The sequence below is a fragment of the Streptomyces mesophilus genome (assembly GCF_011044995.1).
Classification (GTDB): Bacteria; Actinomycetota; Actinomycetes; order Streptomycetales; family Streptomycetaceae; genus Streptomyces; species Streptomyces mesophilus.
Genome location: NZ_JAAKZW010000167.1, coordinates 1 through 18,181, shown reverse-complemented (window position 1 = coordinate 18,181; position 18,181 = coordinate 1). Strand labels below are relative to the sequence as shown.

Sequence of the window (18,181 nt, the reverse complement as noted above, 5' to 3'; positions counted from 1 at the left end):
GGGGATGGGTGCGGGGTTCAGGCGTGGGGGACGGGCCGCGAGGCTCAGCCGCGCGGCGCGGCCAGCGTGTCGCCGTCGTGGAGGCCGCAGTCGAGGACGGTGCGGCGCGGTGATCGGTCCGAGGGGTTCTTGAGGAGGTCCGCGAGCAGCCGTACCGCCGCGGCGCCCATCTCCCGGCCGGGCGTCACCACGGTGTTGACATCGCGGGCGGTGGGAGCGAGGGAGAACTCACTGAGCGCCGCCACGGACAGATCGCCCGGCACGGACAGGCCCAGCTGCTCCACCGCGGCGCACGCGTCGGCGGCCCGGTCGCAGTCGTCCGCGATCAGACAGGTGTAGCCCTGCTCCACGAGACGGGGGACCAGCTCGGTGACCGCGGCGGCGTTGGGCGTGACGAACACGTCCGCGGCGTCGAGCCGTTCGGCGAGCTGCTCGCGCGCGGCGGCGAAGCCCGCGTCGCGGTCCACGATCGACTCATGGGCCGAGCCGCCGTGCAGCCGTGCGATCCGCCGGTGGCCGAGCCCGCTGATCCGCTCCACGAGGCCGCGGGTGGCGCCGCTGTAGTCGGCGGCCGCGTACGAGGCCTCGGCGCCCGGCAGTTCGCGGCGGCCGATGAAGACCGCGGGAAAGCCCTCGCGAAGCAGCGCGGTCAGCTCCTCGCGGTTCTCGGCCTGTCCGACGATGACGGCGCCGTCGGCGTGCTGGAGGGTGTTGATCCCGTTCTTGTAGATCGCCCTGCGCCGGCCGTCCACATGCGAGCCGGTGAAGAGCAGCAGATGGCAGTCGAGCTCCTCCACCGCCTCCTCCACCCCCATCAGGAACGGGTGGTAGAAGCTCATCGCGTCCATCGGGAACAGCGCCTCGTAGGTGAACACCCCGATGATGTCGCTGCGGCCGCCGGCCAGGTTGCGGGCGGCGACGTTGGGCGCGTAGCCGAGCTGCCGGATCGCCTGCTCGACCCGGGCCGCGGTGCGGTCGCCCACCCGAACGCCCCCGCCCGTACGGCCGTTGACGACCGCGGAGACCACGGCGGGCGACACCTTCGCCAGCCGGGCCACGTCCGCCTGCGTCGGTCGCTTGCGGGGAGGCTCCGTGCCATTCATGTAGCGGGGTCCAATCTGATTACGCGCATTATCAGTTGAGGCCGCACACGCTAGCCAGAGGTTGCTGACGGGTCAACACATCCCTCAACAGGCTTTTGTTTTACGAGGTGTTGACAGCCCGGAAACCCGGTCCTAGGGTCCGTCGCCAACTGGTGATGCGCATTATCACGGTGGATTCAAGGGTGTCCCGGCCGCATGGGAGCCGGGTGCACACCGTCCTGGAGGGGAGACCCGCACGTGAACAAGGACCGACTCGTGAGCCGCCGTGGACTGCTGCGCGGCGCAGGCGCGTTGTCACTCGCGGCCGCCGCGGCGCCGCTCGTCACGGCGTGCGGCAGCGGCACCGACGGCACGGACACCGCTGCCGCCAACGCCAGGCTGAAGCTGCCGACGTACGTCCCGTTCACCGGGGTGGATCCGGATCTGCCCGCGGGCGAGAACCTCCTGCCCGGCTTCTACGGCTATCCGTCCGACCTGGTCCGCGCCGTCTCCGGCAAGCCCGCCGAGGGTGCGGGGAAGGTCAGCATCCTGGTCAACACCTTCACCCCGGTGCCGCCGGGCGCCGGCAGCAACCGCTACTGGCAGCAGCTGAACGAACGGGTCGGCGCGGAGCTGGCGTTCAACATCGTGCCGGACGCCGACTACGGCACCAAGCTGACCACGACGCTGGCCGGCGGAGACCTGCCCGACCTGGTGATGCTCCAGTCCTGGACCCCGAACCTGCCCGCCGTGCTCAAGGCCAAGTTCGCCGACCTCACCCCGTATCTCTCGGGCGACGCGGTCAAGGAGTACCCGTTCCTGGCGAACATCCCGGAGTTCTCCTGGCGGCCGATGATCGCCAACGGCGGGATCTACGGTCTGCCCACGCCGCGCGCGAGCATCGGCAACATCATGTTCACCCGCGACGACCTGATCGCCGAACGCTCCCTCAACCCGCAGCCGGGGAGCTTCGCGGAGTTCCTGGAACTGTGCGAGGGCCTGACCGACGCCAAGGCGGGACGCTGGGCGCTCGGCGACACGGGTGTCGCGGGCGGCGGCGCCCTCATGTTCGCGCTCGCGATGGCCGGCGCCCCCAACGGCTGGGCGGTCAAGGGCGGCAAGTTCACCAACGCCGTCGAGTCCGATGCGTATCCCGAGGCGCTCGACGCGGTCGCCGGCATGGTCAAGAAGAAGCTGTTCCACCCCGACGCGTTCAGCGCCACCTTCCAGCAGGGCCGCGACTGGTTCGGCACCGGGAAGATCGCTCTGAAGGTCGACGGCTACGCGGCCTGGGACATCCTGCGCACCACCTACCAGGGCATCGACGTGGGCGCCATGACGGCCCCCGCGTTCGACGGCGGTGGCCAGGGGTGGCAGTTCACCGGCCCCGGCAGCTTCGCGGTCACCGGCGTCAAGAAGGGCGACGAGAAGCGGATCAAGCAACTCCTCGCCATAGCCAACTGGATGGCGGCGCCGTTCGGCACCGAGGAGCACCTGTTCCGCAAGTTCGGCGCATCCGGCACCGACTACACGATGAAGGACGGACTGCCGACGCCGACCAAGCGGGGCGGGACCGACGTCAAGATCCCCATGCAGTACCTCGTCGACAGCCCGCCGGTCATCGGCCCGGGCGGCAAGGCCGTGGTCGACAAGCAGTACGCCTTCCACCGCAAGGCCGCCCCGCTCCTTGTCGAGGACCCCACCGTCGGCCTGTATGCGGCCACGCAGGCGGCCAAGGGCCAGGCCCTTTCGAAGATCCTCAGCGGCGCGGTGAGCGAGATCGTCCGCGGCAACAAGCCGGTGTCCGACTGGTCCTCGGTCGTGCGCAGCTGGCGGCAGTCCGGCGGCGACAAGGTGCGCAAGGAGTACGAGACGGTCTACGCGCAGCTGCGCTGAGCGCCCTGACCGCCGCCTTCACGAGTGGCCCTCTGTACGTGATCCCGCTTCACACGCCCACCAAGAGGAGAGTCCCATGCGCAAGAGAACGGCGAGGCTGCTGACCGCGGCCCTCCTGCTGGCCGCCGTGGCGATACCCGCCGAGGCCGGCGCCGCATCCACCACTGAACAGACCGCGTCCGCCGCCGAACAGGCCGCCCCCGACTGGCAGTTCGTCTGGGGCGACACCTTCGACGGGTCCCTCGACGTGCAGAAGTGGGGCGCCCTGGAGGGCACCATAAGCCCCGGCACCGATCAGGCCTACGCCTCCTTCGACGTCACCACCGCGAGCAGCAACCTGGTCCTGACGACGGAGAAACGGCAGTACGGCTCCAAGGCCTACACCTCCGGCATGGTCTGGACGAAGGGCCGGTTCTCCTTCACGTACGGGAAGATCGAAGTCGTCGCGAAGGTGCCGAAGATGGGCACCGGCATCTGGCCCGCGCTGTGGCTTCAGGGCGACAAGGTCTACAACTGGCCCGGCCCGGGCGGCAACGAGATCGACTTCGCCGAGATGTGGAACACCCCGTACGAGGTGAAGCACGCCATCCACTACGCCGACACCCCCAACGGCACGGACCTCGGGGCCAATCAGGGCTGCAAGTACACGAGCCCCGTGGACCTCTCGGCCGGCTACCACACGTACGGCCTCGTCTGGGAGCCGGGACCGAAGCTGACGTACTACGTGGACGGGCAGCAGACCTGCCAGTTCGCCCCCGTCGGCGACTACTTCAACACCCCGATGCACATCATCATGAACACCGCGGTGGGCGCTTCCTGGATCGGTCACCCCGACGCGAGCGTGACCTTCCCGCAGCAGTTCAAGATCGATTCGGTGCGCGTCTACCAGGACGCGAACCTCGGCTGAGCAACTCCCGGCTCTCCCGCCTCCCCTCAGCGCCTGACGGCCGGGGGAGGCGGGCTCCTCCGTACGTCAACTCCCGCCGCGAAAGGACGCGTTGCCCATGCCGTACGAGGACAGGATCCGGGAACTGCTCGGCCGGATGACGGTCGAGGAGAAGTTCGGTCAGCTCCAGCAGCTCGCCTGGGCCTGGGACACCGGCCCGGGCGCGGGCGCCGCCACCGAGGACGCGGAGGCCGCGGCCCGCAAGGGGCTGCTCGGCTCGGTCCTCAACGTCTTCGGCGCCGCGAGCAGCAACGCCCTGCAGCGCATCGCCGTCGAGGAGTCACGCCTCGGCATCCCGCTGGTCTTCGGCCTCGACGTCATCCACGGCTACTGGACCACCTTCCCCATCCCGCTCGCCCAGGCCGCCGCCTTCGACCCCGCGGTCGCCGAGACGGACGGCGTCGTCTCCGCGCGCGAGGCCCGCTCCAACGGGGTCCACTGGGCCTTCGCGCCCATGGTGGACGTCACCCGCGAGCCGCGCTGGGGCCGGGTGGCCGAGAGCTCCGGCGAGGACCCGTATCTGGCGGCCCGCTACGCGGCGGCCAAGGTCCGCGGCTTCCAGGGCGACGACTTGGCATCCCAGGGCCAAGTAGCGGCCTGCGCCAAGCACTTCGCCGCATACGGAGGTGCGGAGGGCGGCCGCGACTACAACACCGTCGACGTGTCGGAGCAGCGGCTGCGCAACCTCTACCTGCCCCCGTTCAAGGCGGCCGTCGACGCCGGAGCGGCGACCTTCATGGCCGCGTTCAACACCGTCAGCGGCATCCCCGCCCACGGCAACACCCATCTGCTCACCGATGTCCTCAAGAAGGAGTGGGGCTTCGACGGTGTGGTGGTGAGCGACTGGGCGGGCGTGGCCGAGATGGTCGTGCACGGCTACGCGGCCGACCCGGCCGAGGCGGGGCGGCTCGCGCTCGGCTCCGGCATCGACATGGAGATGGTCAGCACCAGCATCGCCGACCACGGACGGGAGTTGCTCCGTTCCGGCCGGCTCGCACCGGAGCGTCTCGACGACGCGGTCGCGCGCGTGCTGCGGCTGAAGTTGCGCCTCGGTCTCTTCGAGCGTCCGTACGTGCCCGAGGACGCGGCCCTGTCCGCACCGACCGAGGCCACCCGCGCGGCGGCCAGGGAAGCGGCGGCGCGCTGCATGGTGCTGCTCAAGAACGAGAACGCCGCGCTTCCGCTGGACCCGGGGGCTCGTACGATCGCCGTGGTCGGCCCGTTCGCCGACTCCGTTGATCTCCTGGGCACTTGGGTCATCCCGGACACGCGGCAGCGCTTCCCCGCGGTCACGGTCGTCGAGGGCCTGAAGTCCGCGCTCCCGCAGGCCAGGATCCTGCATGCCCAGGGGGTGCCCGCCGAGGGCGGCTCACGCGCCGGTATCGCCGAGGCGGTCGCGGCCGCGGGGGCCGCCGACGCGGTGGTCGTCGTGGCCGGTGAACCACCGGCGATCAGCGGTGAGGCGGCGACGCGGGCGGACCTGGGTCTGCCCGGTGACCAGGAGGAGCTGATCGCCGCCATCGCCGCGACGGGCACACCGTTCACCGTGGTCCTCGTGGCCGGGCGGCCGCTGACGATCGGCGGCTGGCTCGACTCGGCCGCGGCCGTCCTGATGGCGTGGCACCCCGGCATCGAGGCCGGTCACGCCGTCGCCGACATCCTGACCGGAGCGGTCGGCCCCGGCGGCAAGCTCCCGGTCACCGTCCCGCGGTCCGTGGGCCAGATCCCGGTCTACTACAACCGGGAGACCACGGGGCGCCCGTACGACGCGTCGCGGCCGGACGAGAAGTACGTATCGAAGTATCTGGACCTGCCCGACGGCCCACAGTTCCCCTTCGGATTCGGCCTGAGCTACACGGACTTCACCACGTCCGACCCCCGCCTCAGCCGGTCCGCGATCGATGCGGCCGCTCTGATGGCGGGCGCTTCGGTCGAGGTCACGACCACGCTGACGAACACGGGAGGCCGGCCGGGCGACGAGGTCGTCCAGCTGTACGTCCACGACCGGGCCGCCTCGATCGTCCAGCCCGTACGGCGCCTGCGCGGCTTCGAGCGCGTACGCCTGACGCCCGGTGAGAGCACCGAGGTCCGCTTTCACCTGACGGCCGAGGACCTGGGCTTCTGGACCGGCGACCCGGCGGGGGTTTTCGTGGTGGAACCGGGCGCGGTCGACGTCTATGTGGGGACGAGTTCGCTCACGCGGAGCAGGTGCACCCTCGACGTCACCTGAGGGCTTGGTCAGCCGGCCGCCGGCGGGCCGGTCCACGACGTCGGCGGCTGGTAGGCCGTCGTGCCGGGGAGCAGGCGGGGGCCGGCTGGTGGGGCGGTGGTGGCGGCGAGGTGTTGGCACAGGGCTCGGATGACGGCCTCGCGGTCCTCGGCCGTGCAGGTGGGGGTGAGGATGGTCAGCTCTTTGCGCAGGTGCGCGCCGAGCATGTTGATGCTCGTCATCTTCGGCTCCTCGGTCCTCGGGCCGGCGTAGGCCGGGCATGGCAGGGCGCCGGGGTACGGATGGCTACTGGCCTACGGCGGTCACAGTGGGCTGATGCTGTGCTTGCGGTGGCTGAGCTGCGCGCGCTTGGTGCGCAGGGCGGCCAGGGACTCGGCCAGGATCCGCCGGGTGTCACGGGGGTCGATGATGTCGTCGACATAGCCGAGTTCGGCCGTGTGCAGCGGATGCATCAGACGGTCGCGGTACTCCTGGGCGTACCGGGCGTGGGCTTCCTCTGCGTCGTCGGCCGCCGCGATGTCGTGCCGGAAGACGATCTCCGCGGCGGCTTCCGGACCCATGACGGCCACCTCGTTGGTGGGCCAGGCGAGCGAGAGATCGCTGCCGATCGCCGGGGAGTCCATGACGATGTACGCGCCCCCGTACGCCTTGCGGACGATGACCTGGACACGGGGCACCGTGGCCGCGCAGTAGGCGTGCAGGAGTTTGGCGCCGTGCCGGATGATGCCGCCGGACTCCTGGTCGGTCCCGGGCAGGAAGCCGGGGACGTCGACCAGTGTCACCAGGGGGACGTTGAAGGCGTCGCACAGCCGCACGAAGCGGGCCGCCTTCTCCGAGGCGTGGATGTCCAGGACGCCGGCGAGGTGGGCGGGCTGGTTGGCCACGATCCCCACGGTCTGGCCGCCGATCTGGGCCAGGCCGCACAGGATGTTGCGGGCCCAGGTCTCGTGCACCTGCATGAAGTTGGCGTCGTCGACGATCTCCTCGATGACCTGGAGCATGTCGTAGCAGCGGTTGCCGTCGGTGGGCACCAGGTCGGTCAGGACGTCGTTGCGGCGGTCGACGGGATCCTGGCAGAAGTACTCGGGCGCGACCGACCGGTTGTTGTGCGGAATGAAGGAGATCAGCCTGCGGACCTCCTCCAGACAGCTCTCCTCGTCGTCGTGCACGAACTGCGCGAGACCGGAGACGGAGCCGTGCAGATCCGCGCCGCCGAGTTCCTCCATGGTGACGTCCTCACCGGTGACCGCCTTCACGACGGCGGGGCCGGTCAGGAACATCTGGCCGATGCCCCGGACCATGAACACGGCATCGGTCAGCGCGGGGGAGTAGGCGGCGCCGCCGGCGCACGGCCCCAGGATGACGCTGATCTGGGGGATGACCCCGGAGCTGCGGACGTTGCGTAGAAAGATCCCGCCGTACCCGTTGAGCGCGGACACGCCCTCCTGAATACGGGCGCCCGCCCCGTCGTTGAGGCTGATCAGGGGCGCGCCCGACGCCTCGGCGAGATCCATCACACGGTGGATCTTGGCAGCGTGCGTGGCGCCGAGCGAGCCGCCCATCACCCGGAAATCGTGTGCGTACACATAGACGGTGCGGCCGTGGATGGTGCCCCAGCCCGTGACCACACCGTCGGAATGCGGCCGGTGGTTCTCCAGGCCGAAGCCGGTGGCCTGGTGCCGGCGGAGCCCCTGAAGCTCCCTGAACGACCCCTTGTCCATGAGGAGTTCGAGCCGCTCGTGGACCGTGAGCTTGCCGCGCTGATGCTGGCGTTCGACCGCCGCGTCGCCGCCTGTCGTACGTACGGAGTCCTTGAGCGCGCCAAGTGCCTCACAGCGCACCTCGAGGGACGGGGCCATCAGGTCGTCCGGCAGCTCGGCCGTTTCGGTGGTCTCGGTCATCTCAGGCTTCCTCTCTCACGCGCGGCTGGGTGCGACTTGGACGAGGGAGGCGAGCAGGTCCGGGGTGTAGATGTTCTCCCAGTGCTCGGTGACCTTGCCGTTCTCGAAGCGCCATACGCCGCAGAAGGCCTGGGCGAAGGGCACGTCACCGAAACGCCCTTCGAGCGTCCCGAGCACCGTGCCGAACTGGTCGTTGGCGGTGATGTCCTGGACGTTCATGACCAGGGTGTCGCCGGTGGCGCCGAGGAGCTCGCGCTCCCACTCGACGACCGCTTCCCGGCCCACCTGGTCCCCGACCGCGGGGTCGACGGCCCGGGTCGCCGGATGCAGCACCACGTCGTCGTGCACGAACTCCCCGATCCTGGAGAGGTCCGCGTACAGCTCGCGCAGCTTGAGCGCGTTCGGATGCGTGCTGGTCATCGCTACTGCCTTTCCACGGGGTTTCCAGGGCTCCGGTCCACGGGGTTTCCAAGGCTCAGGCGACAGCCGGCTCCGGCCGCCACACGGGGACTTCGGCCGCGTCGACGGCCGCCGTGATGGCCTCCATGTCCGAGGCGCTGAAGTGCAGTTCGGCCGCCTTCATGTTGAGCTCCAGGTGGCTCACCGAGGTGGTGCCGGGGATGAGCAGCGTGGCCGGCGAGTGGTGGAGCAGCCAGGCCAGGGCCAGCTGCGCGGGCGTGGCGCCGTACTGCTCGGCGATCGGCCGCAGCGGACTGTCGGGACCGACCAGACCGCCGTGGCCCAGCGGGAACCACGGGATGAAGGCCACGTTGTGCTGCTCCGCGTGGCGTACGACGTCCTCGCCGGCGCGGTCGACGATGTTGTACAGGTTCTCGACCGCGGTGATCTGCGCATGGGCGTTCGCGTGGGCGAGGTCGTCGAGGGTGACCCCGGGCTGGCCGGACAGGCCGATGTGGCGGATCTTGCCCTCCTGCTGCAACCGGACCAGCTCACCGAACTGGTCGGCGAGCGGCACGGTGGGGTCGATGCTGTGCAGCTGGTACAGGTCGATCCGCTCGACACCCAGGTTGGTGAGGCTCAACTCGACCTGCTGGCGCAGGTATTCGGGTCGTCCGCACGGCATGATGTACGGCGCGCCCTTGTCCTCGAGCCAGTCGTCGCGCCCCGAGCGCAGCAGCCCGCCCTTGGTCGAGATGACCAGGTCCTCCGGGTAGGGGTGCAGCGCCTTGCGGATGATGCGCTCGTTGTCGCCGGGGCCGTACGAGTCGGCGGTGTCGATGAAGGTGACGCCGAGCTCCACCGCCCGGCGCAGCACGGCGACCGCCTGGTCGGGGTCGTCCGGCGGCCCCCACATGCCGTGGCCGGTCAGATGCATGGCCCCGTAGCCGAGGCGGTTGACGGTCATGTCGCCGCCGATGGTCAACTGCTGCGGGTTGGAGGGGGTGTTGGTGGACATGCTGGTGTTCCTCTCGTCGAGGTCGAGGTCGAGGTGCCGGATGACGGCATGGGGTGCCGCAGCACGAACGCTGTGTCGTGCGGTTACGTGAGGGTCGGGTCAGCCCAGCCAGGTGCCGAGCGTGATCTCGGCGGTGATGCCGGGGCCGAACCCGGCGATGAGGCCGCGGGCTCCCACCGGCACGCTCTCCGTGCCGTACAGGCGCCGCAGCGCGTCCAGTACGACGGCCGAGGCGATATTGCCGTGCTGGGTGAGGGTGGCGCGGCTGCACGCGAACATGTCCGGTGCGACCTTGAGGAAGCGCGACAGGTCGTCCAGGATGCGGGGGCCGCCAGCGTGGATGACGTAGAAGTCGAGGGCCTCGGCGTTCCAGCCCTGCTCGGCGGCCACTTCCCGCAGGGAGGGTGCCAGTTGCTCCATCGTGCCCGGTACGCGGCGGTCGAGCAGGAAGTGGAATCCGGTGGCCTTGACCGCGTACGCGATCCAGTCCTCCGTATTGGGCACCAGACGGGAGCCGTTGCGCTCCAGGAGCACCCCGCGGTCGCCTTCGGAGCGGACCACGGCCGCGGCGACGGCATCGCCGAACAGGCCGTTGCAGAGCAGGTTTCCCACGGTGATGTCATCGGGCTGGTAGCAGAGCGAGCAGAACTCGCAGGCCACGATGAGGGCGTTGGACCCCGGGTGGGCCACGCAGAAGTCGTGCGCCCGGTTGATGGCTGCTCCGCCGGCCGCACAGCCCAGCTGCGCGATGGGCAGCTGCCGGGTGTCGGACCTGAACCCCAAGTTGTTGATCATCCACGCCGTCAGGGACGGCATGGTGAACCCCGTGCACGATACGTAGATCAGTGCGTCGATCTGGTCGGCGGTGAGGTCCGCCTGCCGCAGGGCCCGCTCGACGACGGCCGGTATCCGGGCCTTGGCCTCACGCTCGTAGACCAGATTGCGCTCCTCGAAGCCGGGGTGCCGCAGGGTGGTCTCGATGGGCTGCACCAGGTGGCGCGTCTGCACTCCGGTGTTCGTGATGAGCTTCAGCGCCAAGGGGAGCTCGTCGTGATCGGCGTGGATGCGTTCGGCCAGTTCGAGGGTCTCTTCGAGCGTGATGACGTGCTCGGGGACGTCTACGGCAGGGCAGCACAGGACAGGCATGTGAGTCCTTCCGGGAGTCTTTCCTGGAGTCCGTCCGCGGGTACGACCGGCATCGCGTACACCTCAGGCAGGACAGGCCTACCGGGACCATGGGGGTGCGACGCTCCGCATCGCACCCGGTCCGTTCGGAGGCACTCCATAAGACTCAGGGATTGTCGTCCGGCTCGCCACTCCAGAGGGAGGGGTGCGCTCCTCAGGTCGCGGTGGGCGGCTGCGGCTGGTCGGGCGGGGTGTCGAGGCGGGCCAGCCACGCCGTCAGCAGCGTCTCCAGCTGTGCGGCTTCCTCGGGGGAGACGGCGTCCATGAGGGCCCGTTCGTTGCGCATGTGGTCGGTGAAGGCGCGGTCGATCAGCTTGCGTCCTGCCGGGGTGAGCGCGACCACACGGGCGCGGCCGTCCTCGGCCGACCGGCGCCTGGTGACCAGGCCGTTGCGTTCCAGGCGGTCGATGCGCTTGGTCATCGCACCTGTGGTGACCATGGTGTGCGCGGCCAGTTCACCGGGTGCCCGCTCGTAGGGTCGTCCGGCGCGCCGCAGCGCTGCCAGTACGTCGAACTCGCCTTCGCTCAGCCCGTACTTGTCGTAGACGAGACACAACTGCCGGGTCAGCAGGGCGCCGAGGCGGTGCAGCCGGCCGATGACGGCCTGCGGGGTCACGTCCACGTCGGGGCGCTCGCGGGCCCACTCGGCCTGGATGCGGGCGACGTGGTCCAGGGGGTGTGGATTGTTCTCCGTCACGAGGAACAGGATACCTTCCTTGGAAGGTAATATATCTTCCATGGAAGGTATATGGCGGTGGTCGCTGATCACGGCGGTGGCTCCGGTGGCATGGGGGACGACCTACTACGTCACGGGGGAGTTCCTGCCGCCGGACCGGCCGCTCTACGGAGCGGCCATCCGGGCCCTGCCCGCCGGTCTGCTGCTGCTCGCCCTGAGCCGGACGCTGCCGAGCGGTTCCTGGTGGTGGAAGTCCCTGGTCCTCGGGGTCCTGAACATGGGCGGATTCTTCGCTCTCGTGTACGTCGCGGCGCAGCGGCTGCCGACCAGCGTGGCCTCGACCGTGATGGCCCTGGCCCCGCTGGTCATGGCAGTCCTCGCGTGGCCGCTCGTCGGGGAGAGGCCGCGGCTGCGGCAGCTCGCGGCGGCCGTCGCCGGCGCCGCCGGGGTGTGCCTGATGCTGCTCACCGCGAGCGGCTCGACCGATCCCGCGGGCATCCTCGCCTCGGCGGGCGCCATGGCCATGTCCTCCTGCGGCTACCTGCTCGCCAAGCGCTGGAGCGAAGGCGTCGGCACCTTGGCGTCGACGTCCTGGCAACTCGTGGCCGGGGGACTGGTGTTGCTGGTGGCCGCGGGCATCGTCGAGGGGAGTCCGCCGGCGCTCGACGCTCCTGCCGTGGCCGGGTTCGCCTATGTCGCTCTCGTCGGCACGGCGCTCGCCTTCGTGGCCTGGTTCGGCGGACTGCGCCGCCTGCCCGCGGCCACGGTCGGTCTCGTGGGCCTGCTCAACCCGGTCACCGGTGTGCTCCTGGGCGTCGTGGCCGCCCATGAGGGCCTGACCGGGCGGCAGCTGTTCGGCTTGGCGCTCACCTTGGCGAGCGTGGGGTTCGCCCGGCCGCCGGCCGCCGCGGAACTCAGGCCCGCGGATCCCCCGTCGCCTCGATATGGTCCGCGACCGCGACGAGCAGCACCCGGGTGCCGGGAGCCGTGGCCCGCCAGCGGTGCGCGACGCCGCCGGTGAGGTAGAGGGTGTCGCCGCGGACCAGACGGTAGCTGCGGCCCTCCGCCTCCACCTCGGCGGCGCCGTCCGCCACGTACATCAACTCGTCGTTGCGGTGCCGGAATTCACGCGTACCGTCGTGATCACCCGTGAACTCGAGGGCGTGCAGCTGGTGATGGCCGCGCACCAAGGGCCGGACGCGGGCCTCGTCCGACGGATCGAGCGCCGACGCCTCCTTTGCCCGTACGAGATCCACGGTGCGCGGTGGCTCCGCCGAGGCGAGCAGCTGCACCGCCGTGGTGCCGAGCGCGTCCGCGACCCGTTGCAGGGAGCGCATGCTCGGCCGGGCCCGGTCGTTCTCGATCTGGCTGAGGAAGGGCGACGACAGCCCCGAGCGGGCCGCCACGTCCGCAAGCGTCAGGTCGAGTGACCTGCGCCGCCTGCGGATTCCCGCGCCCACCCGCGGGCCACCCGCGTCCTCGTCCGCCATGGCCGGCTCCCCTCCGCTGCGCACTCTCCCCACCGCCGCCGGCCAGCCTACGCACCCGCGGAAAGAGGCTTCGTACGGCAGCAACACCGCAGACACAAACTCCCCCTAGCTTCTAAGGCAGTTGATGTCATCAAAGAAACTTTGACCCACTGGAGAGGCCCCCACCATGCCGCGTGTCGACCAGAACTCCCGCCGCCGTCGAGGAACCGGCCTCATAGCGCTGGACGGCGAGGCCGCCTCGCCGGGCTACACGCTCTTCGCCCCGCTCACCGGATCCGGCGAGGTCCACCTCGTCGACCTGCACGGTCGCGTCGTACACGAGTGGCGGCTGCCGTACCGTCCCGGCCGACACGCGCGCATCCTGCCCGGCGGGAACCTGGCCTACAACGGCGTCCTGCCGGACGAGCCCGCGCTCTTCCCCATGTGGCACAAGTACCGCGGCGGCGTCATGCTCCAGGCCGCCCCGGACGGCACCGTGCTGCGCGAGCACCGCGATCCGCTCCAGCACCACGACGCGAACCACCTCGACGACGGCCGCATCCTGTACGCCGCGCTCGAACCGCTCACCGGCGCCGCGGCGGACGCGGTACGCGGCGGAGTGCCGGGCTCCGAGGCCGACGGCGGCATCGTGTGGGCCGACACCATCAAGGAGGTCGACGCCGACGGCACCGAGCTCTGGTCGTGGCGCGCCGCCGAACACCTCGACCGGGAGGCCTACGCGCTGCACCCGGACTACGCCCGCGAGCACTGGCCACTGATCAACTCCGTCGCGGAGCTGGCCGACGGGAACATCGTCGCCTCGCTGCGCAGCACCTCCGCCGTGATCGTGATCAGCCGCGCGACCGGCGAGGTCCTGTGGCGCACGGACCCGGGCACCGTCTCCCAGCAGCACCACCCGACCGAGCTGCCCGGCGGCAACCTCCTCGTCTTCGACAACGGCGTCTTCCGCCCCGGCTCGGACGTCCCGTACTCCCGTGTCATCGAGATCGAGCGGGGGAGCGGCAAGGTGGTGTGGGAGTACCACGACCCGGCCAAGGAGTCCTTCTTCGCGCCGTTCATGGGCGCCGCCCAGCGCCTGCCGAACGGCAACACCCTGATCACCGACTCCCCGGCGGGCCGCCTCTTCGAGGTCACCGCGGACGGCTATCTGTGCTGGGAGTACGTGGTCCCGCAGTTCGCCGCGTACGAGGACTCCGCCGTCCGCTCCCTCTTCCCCTCCGAGCCCAACGCCGTGTTCCGCGCCTACCGTTACGCCGCCGAGGAGCTGCCGTGGCTGGAGGCCGGGGCATGACCGTGACGAGCGACAAGGGCAGCTCAGTGGGCAGGTCCGGCAGCCCCGTCGACGAGCGGATCCCGCTGCGGCGGCTCGCGCCGCTGGCCGTGCAGCACGTCCTCGCGATGATCGCGGCGCCCATCTCCACGGTTTTCCTCACCGCCACGGCCCTCCACCTGACGCCCGCCCGCACCGCCTCGCTGCTCAGCACGGTGCTCGTGCTCTGCGGCCTCGGCGCACTCCTGCAATCCCTCGGACGGTACGGATTCGGCGCCCGGCTTCCGTTCGTGATGCTGCCCGGCGGAGCGGCGGCCGCGCTGTTCCTGCAGATCGCGCAGGACCACGGACCGGCGGTGGCCAGTGGGTCCGTGCTCCTCGCCGGCTGTCTGCTGCTCGCCGTGCTCCCGCTCTACGCCCGCGTCGTACGGCTCTTCCCGCCGCTGGTCATGGGCGTGACCGTGCTGCTCATCGGCATCGCGATGGTGCGGGTGGCGGCGCAGCTGGTCACCGGCCCGCAGGGGCATCCGGGCCGCTCGGCCGTCGTCCTGGCGGCGATCACCATCGGGGCGACCTTCGCCGCCTTCGTCCTGCTGCGCGGAGTGTGGCGGCAGACGGCGGTGCTGCTCGGGATGGTGACCGGCACGCTGGTCGCGGCGGCGACCGGCCTCAGGGAGTTCACCCCCGCCGAGGGCTCCGGGTGGGCTCTGCCCAGCCCTTTCCCGTACGGAACACCGCAGTTCGACCTGCTCGCCGCGCTGCCCCTGCTGATCTTCAGCCTGACCACGCTCGCGGAGATCACCGGTCAGACGGTGCTCAACAGCGAGACCGTCGGCCGGGATCCGCGCCCGGCGCAGGATGTGCCGCGCGTGGCACGGGCGGATGCGGCGGTCTCCCTCCTCGGCGGGGTCTTCGGCACGTCGCTGATGGTCACCAGCTCCGAGAACGTCGGCCTCACCAAACTCACCGGCGTACGCAGCCGTTACGTGACCGCGGCGGCCGGCGTCCTGCTGCTCGCGGCCGGTCTGCTCGCCCCGCTGCCCCGTCTGCTCGCGGGCATACCGGCGCCGGTGGTCGGCGGCTCGGGACTGGTCGTCTACGCGATGATCGCGGTCATGGGCGCGGACATGCTGCACCGGGCCGAACTACGCGACAACGCGCAGGCCATGGTGGCCGCGCTCGCCCTCGCCGTAGGTCTCGCACCGGTCGTCGCACCCGGCCTGTACGGGGCGTTCCCTGGCTGGGTGGGCACGGTGCTCGGGAGCGGTGTGGTCGCGGGAACGCTGACGGCCGTGCTGCTGCACGCGGTGCTGCGCCTGGCGGGGCGGGTCTCACGGGAGCCGCGGCTTCGTACTCCTGACCGCGAGCCGAGACTGAGCTCTCACTCCTGACCGGGCGCCGCGGCATCAGGCGTACGAGGTCCGGCCACGCGCCCCGACTCCCGCCGCTGCCCGAGAAGTTGGGCGAGCCCGCGCCGGGTCGCCGCCACCACCACGCGGTCCGCCGAGCTCAGCACATGGCCCGGATGCAGATCCCATACGAGACCGGGGGTGTGGCCCTGGCTGTACGGAGGCGGGCCGATCGAGAGGTCGGGCAGGCGCTGGGCGGGAGCCGAGGTGTCCAGGGCGACCACGCGCCAGGCGCCCGCGCGGAAGGCTTCCGCGACCGTGCGGTCCTGGAGCTCGGGGTGGTCGGCGACGTCGAGCGCGGCGAAGAGGAGCACCTTGCGCTCGACGGGGATCGCGCCCAGGATCCTGCGGCCCATCATCGCCGCGGCGAACGCGGGCGCGGCCAGCGTGGTGACGCTGCGGCTGCGGGTGTTGGCCCCGGGGTGCGCGGCGCGCAGGGTGCGGAAGACGGCCGTGGCGAACTCGTCGTCGTACAGCCGCAGGACGACGCCGAGGTCGGGCTTGACCGAGCGTGCGTACAGGGCCGCTTCGAGGTTGGTGGTGTCGACGCTGGTCAGCGCGAGCAGGGCGTGTGCGCGGTGGATCTTCGCGGCCTCGAGGACGCCCTCCTCGGTGACGTCGCCGATGATCACGGGCACGCGCAGCCGGCGTGCGTGCGGGATACCGCGGGCCTCCGGGTCCTCCTCGACGCAGACGACGGGGATGCCGAGTTCGCGCAGCCGGGTCAGCACCCGGGTGCCGATCTTGCCGAGGCCGAGCAGCACCAGATGGCCGGACAGGCCGCGCGGCGGCCGGCGCAGGGCGGCGGCCGTACGGAAGGTGCCGAAGGCTTCGAGTGCCGCGGCGAGCAGCACGGGAAGCAGCAGCAACCCGGCCAGGGCGGCGAGGAGTTGGAGGATCTGGCGGCTGTGGGGTTCGTCCGTGGCGGGATCGTTCAGGGCGAACAGGTCGAGGAGCGTGAGATACGTGGCGTGCAGCGGGTGGTCGTCCCCGGTGAGCCAGGACGCGACCGCCAGGGCGAGGACCGCGGTCAGGAGCCCCGCGAGCGACCAGCGCAGCCGGCGCGAGAAGAGTTCCCGCAACGGGGCGCTGCGGCCCGCTAGGCGCCCGGGTGCCAGCGGCGGACCGTTGTGCTGGACGGCCTGCAGCACGACCGCGCCACGCCCCTCGGCCGAGGTGACCGCCGCGTCGTCGGGCAGCAGTTGAGGGCCCACGTCCGCACCTTGCGGGTCGTTGCGCGGGGCGGAGAGCAGCGCCAGCGTGCACAGTCCTTCGGGGGCGGATCCGTCGCTGCCCGGCTGCCGCTCCACGGCCTGCAGCAGCAGACCGTCGGCCTGGAGCACCTTGCGGGTGCCGGCCACTGCGGCGGCGGCCAGGGCGGGCGCCGCGGTGTCGGCGTCGGAGAGCACCGTGGTGGAGATCTCGCGGGTGTCGAGCCCGGGATCCGCCAACAGCGATGCCTGGTCGAGGAGTTCGGCCAGATGCTGGCCCAGCTTGCGGTTGTAGAGCCGGATCACCAGACGCAGCCGGGGGTTGAACCGCCGTGCGGCGAGGGCCGCGCGGATGTTGGTCTCGTCGTCGTCGTACACCAGGGCCAGCGCCGCGGCCTGCGCCACACCCGCCTCGGCAAGGACCTCGTCGGTGAGCTCGGCGGTCTCCACAAGGCGCTGTTCCTCGTCCGGCAAGGGTGCCGTACCGGCCGGGCCCCGGCCGAGCGCCGCCGAGACCCTGCCGAGCAGGACCCCGGCCCGTTCGCGGCCGCTCAGGGGAAGCGGGGACCGGCTGCCGGCGGGCGGCACGACGAGCGTCACCTTCCCGCGGTACACCTCCCGCAGCTCTCCGGCCAGCCGCTGGGCGAGGGCGTCGTCACCGCAGACAACCATGCGGCTGGCGGCAGGAGTTGAGTGATCAGACAGATCGGGCACGAGGGTGAAGCGTGCCTCATGGGGCGGGGTGCTGCCAAGGCGGTACGTGAGGTGTCGGCCGTACGAGGGGAAGGGCGCGGCGCACGTGGTGGGCGACGGCAGAGGCGAGCGGGCGGGTGGGCGTCCAAGAGGGCGTGGCACCTGCCCGCGGACCGGTCGGCGTGGGCGGCACGTGCCCTGGGGCGTTCCGCCGGCCCGCGCGCCCCGCGTTCCGCAGGCGCTCGGGCGACTGACCCGGACACGCCGGGAACGCTGCCGAAGGCCGTGGTCACCGGAGTGCAGGATGCCAAGCGGCGGTGCGCAACCGAGCGCCCCGCCGCCGCCCGAGCGCCCTCTGGAGCACCTCATGACCACTGCCCACGCCCCCCACTCCGCGCACGCCCACCAGCACGGCGACGGCTGCGGACACGTGGCGTTCCCGCACGGGGACCACGTGGACTACGCCCACGACGGCCATCTGCACCGTATGCACGAGGACCACATCGACGAGTGCGAACCGGCCGGGCACACCACGCACGGCGACCACGAGCACCGGCACGGCGAGGGCTGCGGCCATGTCGCCGTACCCCACGGCGACCACGTCGACTACGTGCACGACGGCCACCGCCACGCCGGCCACGACGGGCACTGGGACGACCACTGACCCTCGGCAGATCTTCCGGGGCGGGCCGCTGCCGGCCCGCCCGCCGGATCCAGGCCGGCAGCGGCGGTCCGCGCACCCTGCCTGCCGGATCCACGGCACCAGGACCAGCCG

16 protein-coding genes are annotated in these 18,181 nt (G+C 71.2%); 7 read left to right on the top strand and 9 right to left on the bottom strand.

Annotated elements, in window-relative coordinates; translation table 11 throughout:
- Nucleotides 1-44: 44 nt before the first annotated feature.
- The gene (locus G6045_RS29320; RefSeq protein ID WP_165335157.1) at nt 45-1,103 is read right to left on the bottom strand and encodes a LacI family DNA-binding transcriptional regulator; all 1,059 of its coding nucleotides are present in this window, start codon (nt 1,101-1,103) and stop codon (nt 45-47) included.
- A 255-nt stretch (nt 1,104-1,358) separates the two neighbouring features.
- Here G6045_RS29320 and G6045_RS29315 point away from each other — a divergent pair, with 255 nt between their 5' ends.
- From G6045_RS29315 to bglX, 3 genes are all read left to right on the top strand, one after another.
- Nucleotides 1,359-2,978, top strand: a complete 1,620-nt coding sequence (locus tag G6045_RS29315; RefSeq protein WP_165335156.1) for an extracellular solute-binding protein — start codon at nt 1,359-1,361, stop codon at nt 2,976-2,978.
- 76 nt (nt 2,979-3,054) lie between these two features.
- Nucleotides 3,055-3,885 carry a glycoside hydrolase family 16 protein gene (locus tag G6045_RS29310; RefSeq protein WP_165335155.1) on the top strand — a complete coding sequence of 277 codons (831 nt, stop codon included), beginning with the start codon at nt 3,055-3,057 and terminating at the stop codon, nt 3,883-3,885.
- A 97-nt stretch (nt 3,886-3,982) separates the two neighbouring features.
- A complete protein-coding gene (gene bglX, locus G6045_RS29305; protein ID WP_165335154.1) occupies nt 3,983-6,154 on the top strand; it encodes a beta-glucosidase BglX in 2,172 nt (723 codons plus the stop codon).
- A gap of 8 nt (nt 6,155-6,162) precedes the next feature.
- Here the strand turns inward: bglX and G6045_RS29300 are convergent, their stop codons facing one another.
- From G6045_RS29300 to G6045_RS29275, 6 genes are all read right to left on the bottom strand, one after another.
- Nucleotides 6,163-6,375, bottom strand: a complete 213-nt coding sequence (locus G6045_RS29300; protein ID WP_165335153.1) for a hypothetical protein — start codon at nt 6,373-6,375, stop codon at nt 6,163-6,165.
- Nucleotides 6,376-6,456: 81 nt separating this feature from the next.
- Nucleotides 6,457-8,055 carry an acyl-CoA carboxylase subunit beta gene (locus G6045_RS29295; protein ID WP_408056376.1) on the bottom strand — a complete coding sequence of 533 codons (1,599 nt, stop codon included), beginning with the start codon at nt 8,053-8,055 and terminating at the stop codon, nt 6,457-6,459.
- 15 nt (nt 8,056-8,070) lie between these two features.
- A complete protein-coding gene (locus G6045_RS29290) occupies nt 8,071-8,475 on the bottom strand; it encodes a nuclear transport factor 2 family protein (protein WP_165335152.1) in 405 nt (134 codons plus the stop codon).
- A 55-nt stretch (nt 8,476-8,530) separates the two neighbouring features.
- Complete coding sequence (locus tag G6045_RS29285) at nt 8,531-9,472, bottom strand: aldo/keto reductase (protein WP_165335151.1); 942 nt, start codon at nt 9,470-9,472, stop codon at nt 8,531-8,533.
- Nucleotides 9,473-9,571: 99 nt separating this feature from the next.
- Nucleotides 9,572-10,618, bottom strand: coding sequence for a type III polyketide synthase (locus tag G6045_RS29280; RefSeq protein ID WP_165335150.1), 1,047 nt, complete (start codon nt 10,616-10,618; stop codon nt 9,572-9,574).
- A gap of 193 nt (nt 10,619-10,811) precedes the next feature.
- Nucleotides 10,812-11,354, bottom strand: coding sequence for a MarR family winged helix-turn-helix transcriptional regulator (locus G6045_RS29275; RefSeq protein WP_165335149.1), 543 nt, complete (start codon nt 11,352-11,354; stop codon nt 10,812-10,814).
- Between the two features lie 40 nt (nt 11,355-11,394).
- Between G6045_RS29275 and G6045_RS29270 the strand changes: the two genes are divergently transcribed.
- Nucleotides 11,395-12,354, top strand: coding sequence for an EamA family transporter (locus G6045_RS29270; protein ID WP_165335148.1), 960 nt, complete (start codon nt 11,395-11,397; stop codon nt 12,352-12,354).
- Here the strand turns inward: G6045_RS29270 and G6045_RS29265 are convergent.
- Nucleotides 12,248-12,823: a helix-turn-helix domain-containing protein gene (locus G6045_RS29265; RefSeq protein WP_165335147.1), complete on the bottom strand. Its 576-nt coding sequence runs from the start codon at nt 12,821-12,823 to the stop codon at nt 12,248-12,250. The two genes, G6045_RS29270 and G6045_RS29265, sit on opposite strands and share 107 nt — an antisense overlap.
- 166 nt (nt 12,824-12,989) lie before the next feature.
- On the opposite strand from G6045_RS29265, the gene G6045_RS29260 reads away from it, so the two are divergent.
- On the top strand, nt 12,990-14,114 hold the full coding sequence (locus tag G6045_RS29260; RefSeq protein ID WP_165335146.1) for an aryl-sulfate sulfotransferase: 1,125 nt from the start codon (nt 12,990-12,992) through the stop codon (nt 14,112-14,114).
- On the top strand, nt 14,111-15,484 hold the full coding sequence (locus G6045_RS29255) for a uracil-xanthine permease family protein (protein WP_206344315.1): 1,374 nt from the start codon (nt 14,111-14,113) through the stop codon (nt 15,482-15,484). The genes G6045_RS29260 and G6045_RS29255 overlap by 4 nt, the downstream gene beginning before the upstream one ends.
- Here G6045_RS29255 and G6045_RS29250 read toward each other — a convergent pair.
- On the bottom strand, nt 15,475-17,385 hold the full coding sequence (locus G6045_RS29250) for a potassium channel family protein (RefSeq protein ID WP_165335158.1): 1,911 nt from the start codon (nt 17,383-17,385) through the stop codon (nt 15,475-15,477). The two genes, G6045_RS29255 and G6045_RS29250, sit on opposite strands and share 10 nt — an antisense overlap.
- 388 nt (nt 17,386-17,773) lie before the next feature.
- On the opposite strand from G6045_RS29250, the gene G6045_RS29245 reads away from it, so the two are divergent.
- On the top strand, nt 17,774-18,070 hold the full coding sequence (locus tag G6045_RS29245; protein ID WP_165335145.1) for a hypothetical protein: 297 nt from the start codon (nt 17,774-17,776) through the stop codon (nt 18,068-18,070).
- Nucleotides 18,071-18,181: the final 111 nt, after the last annotated feature.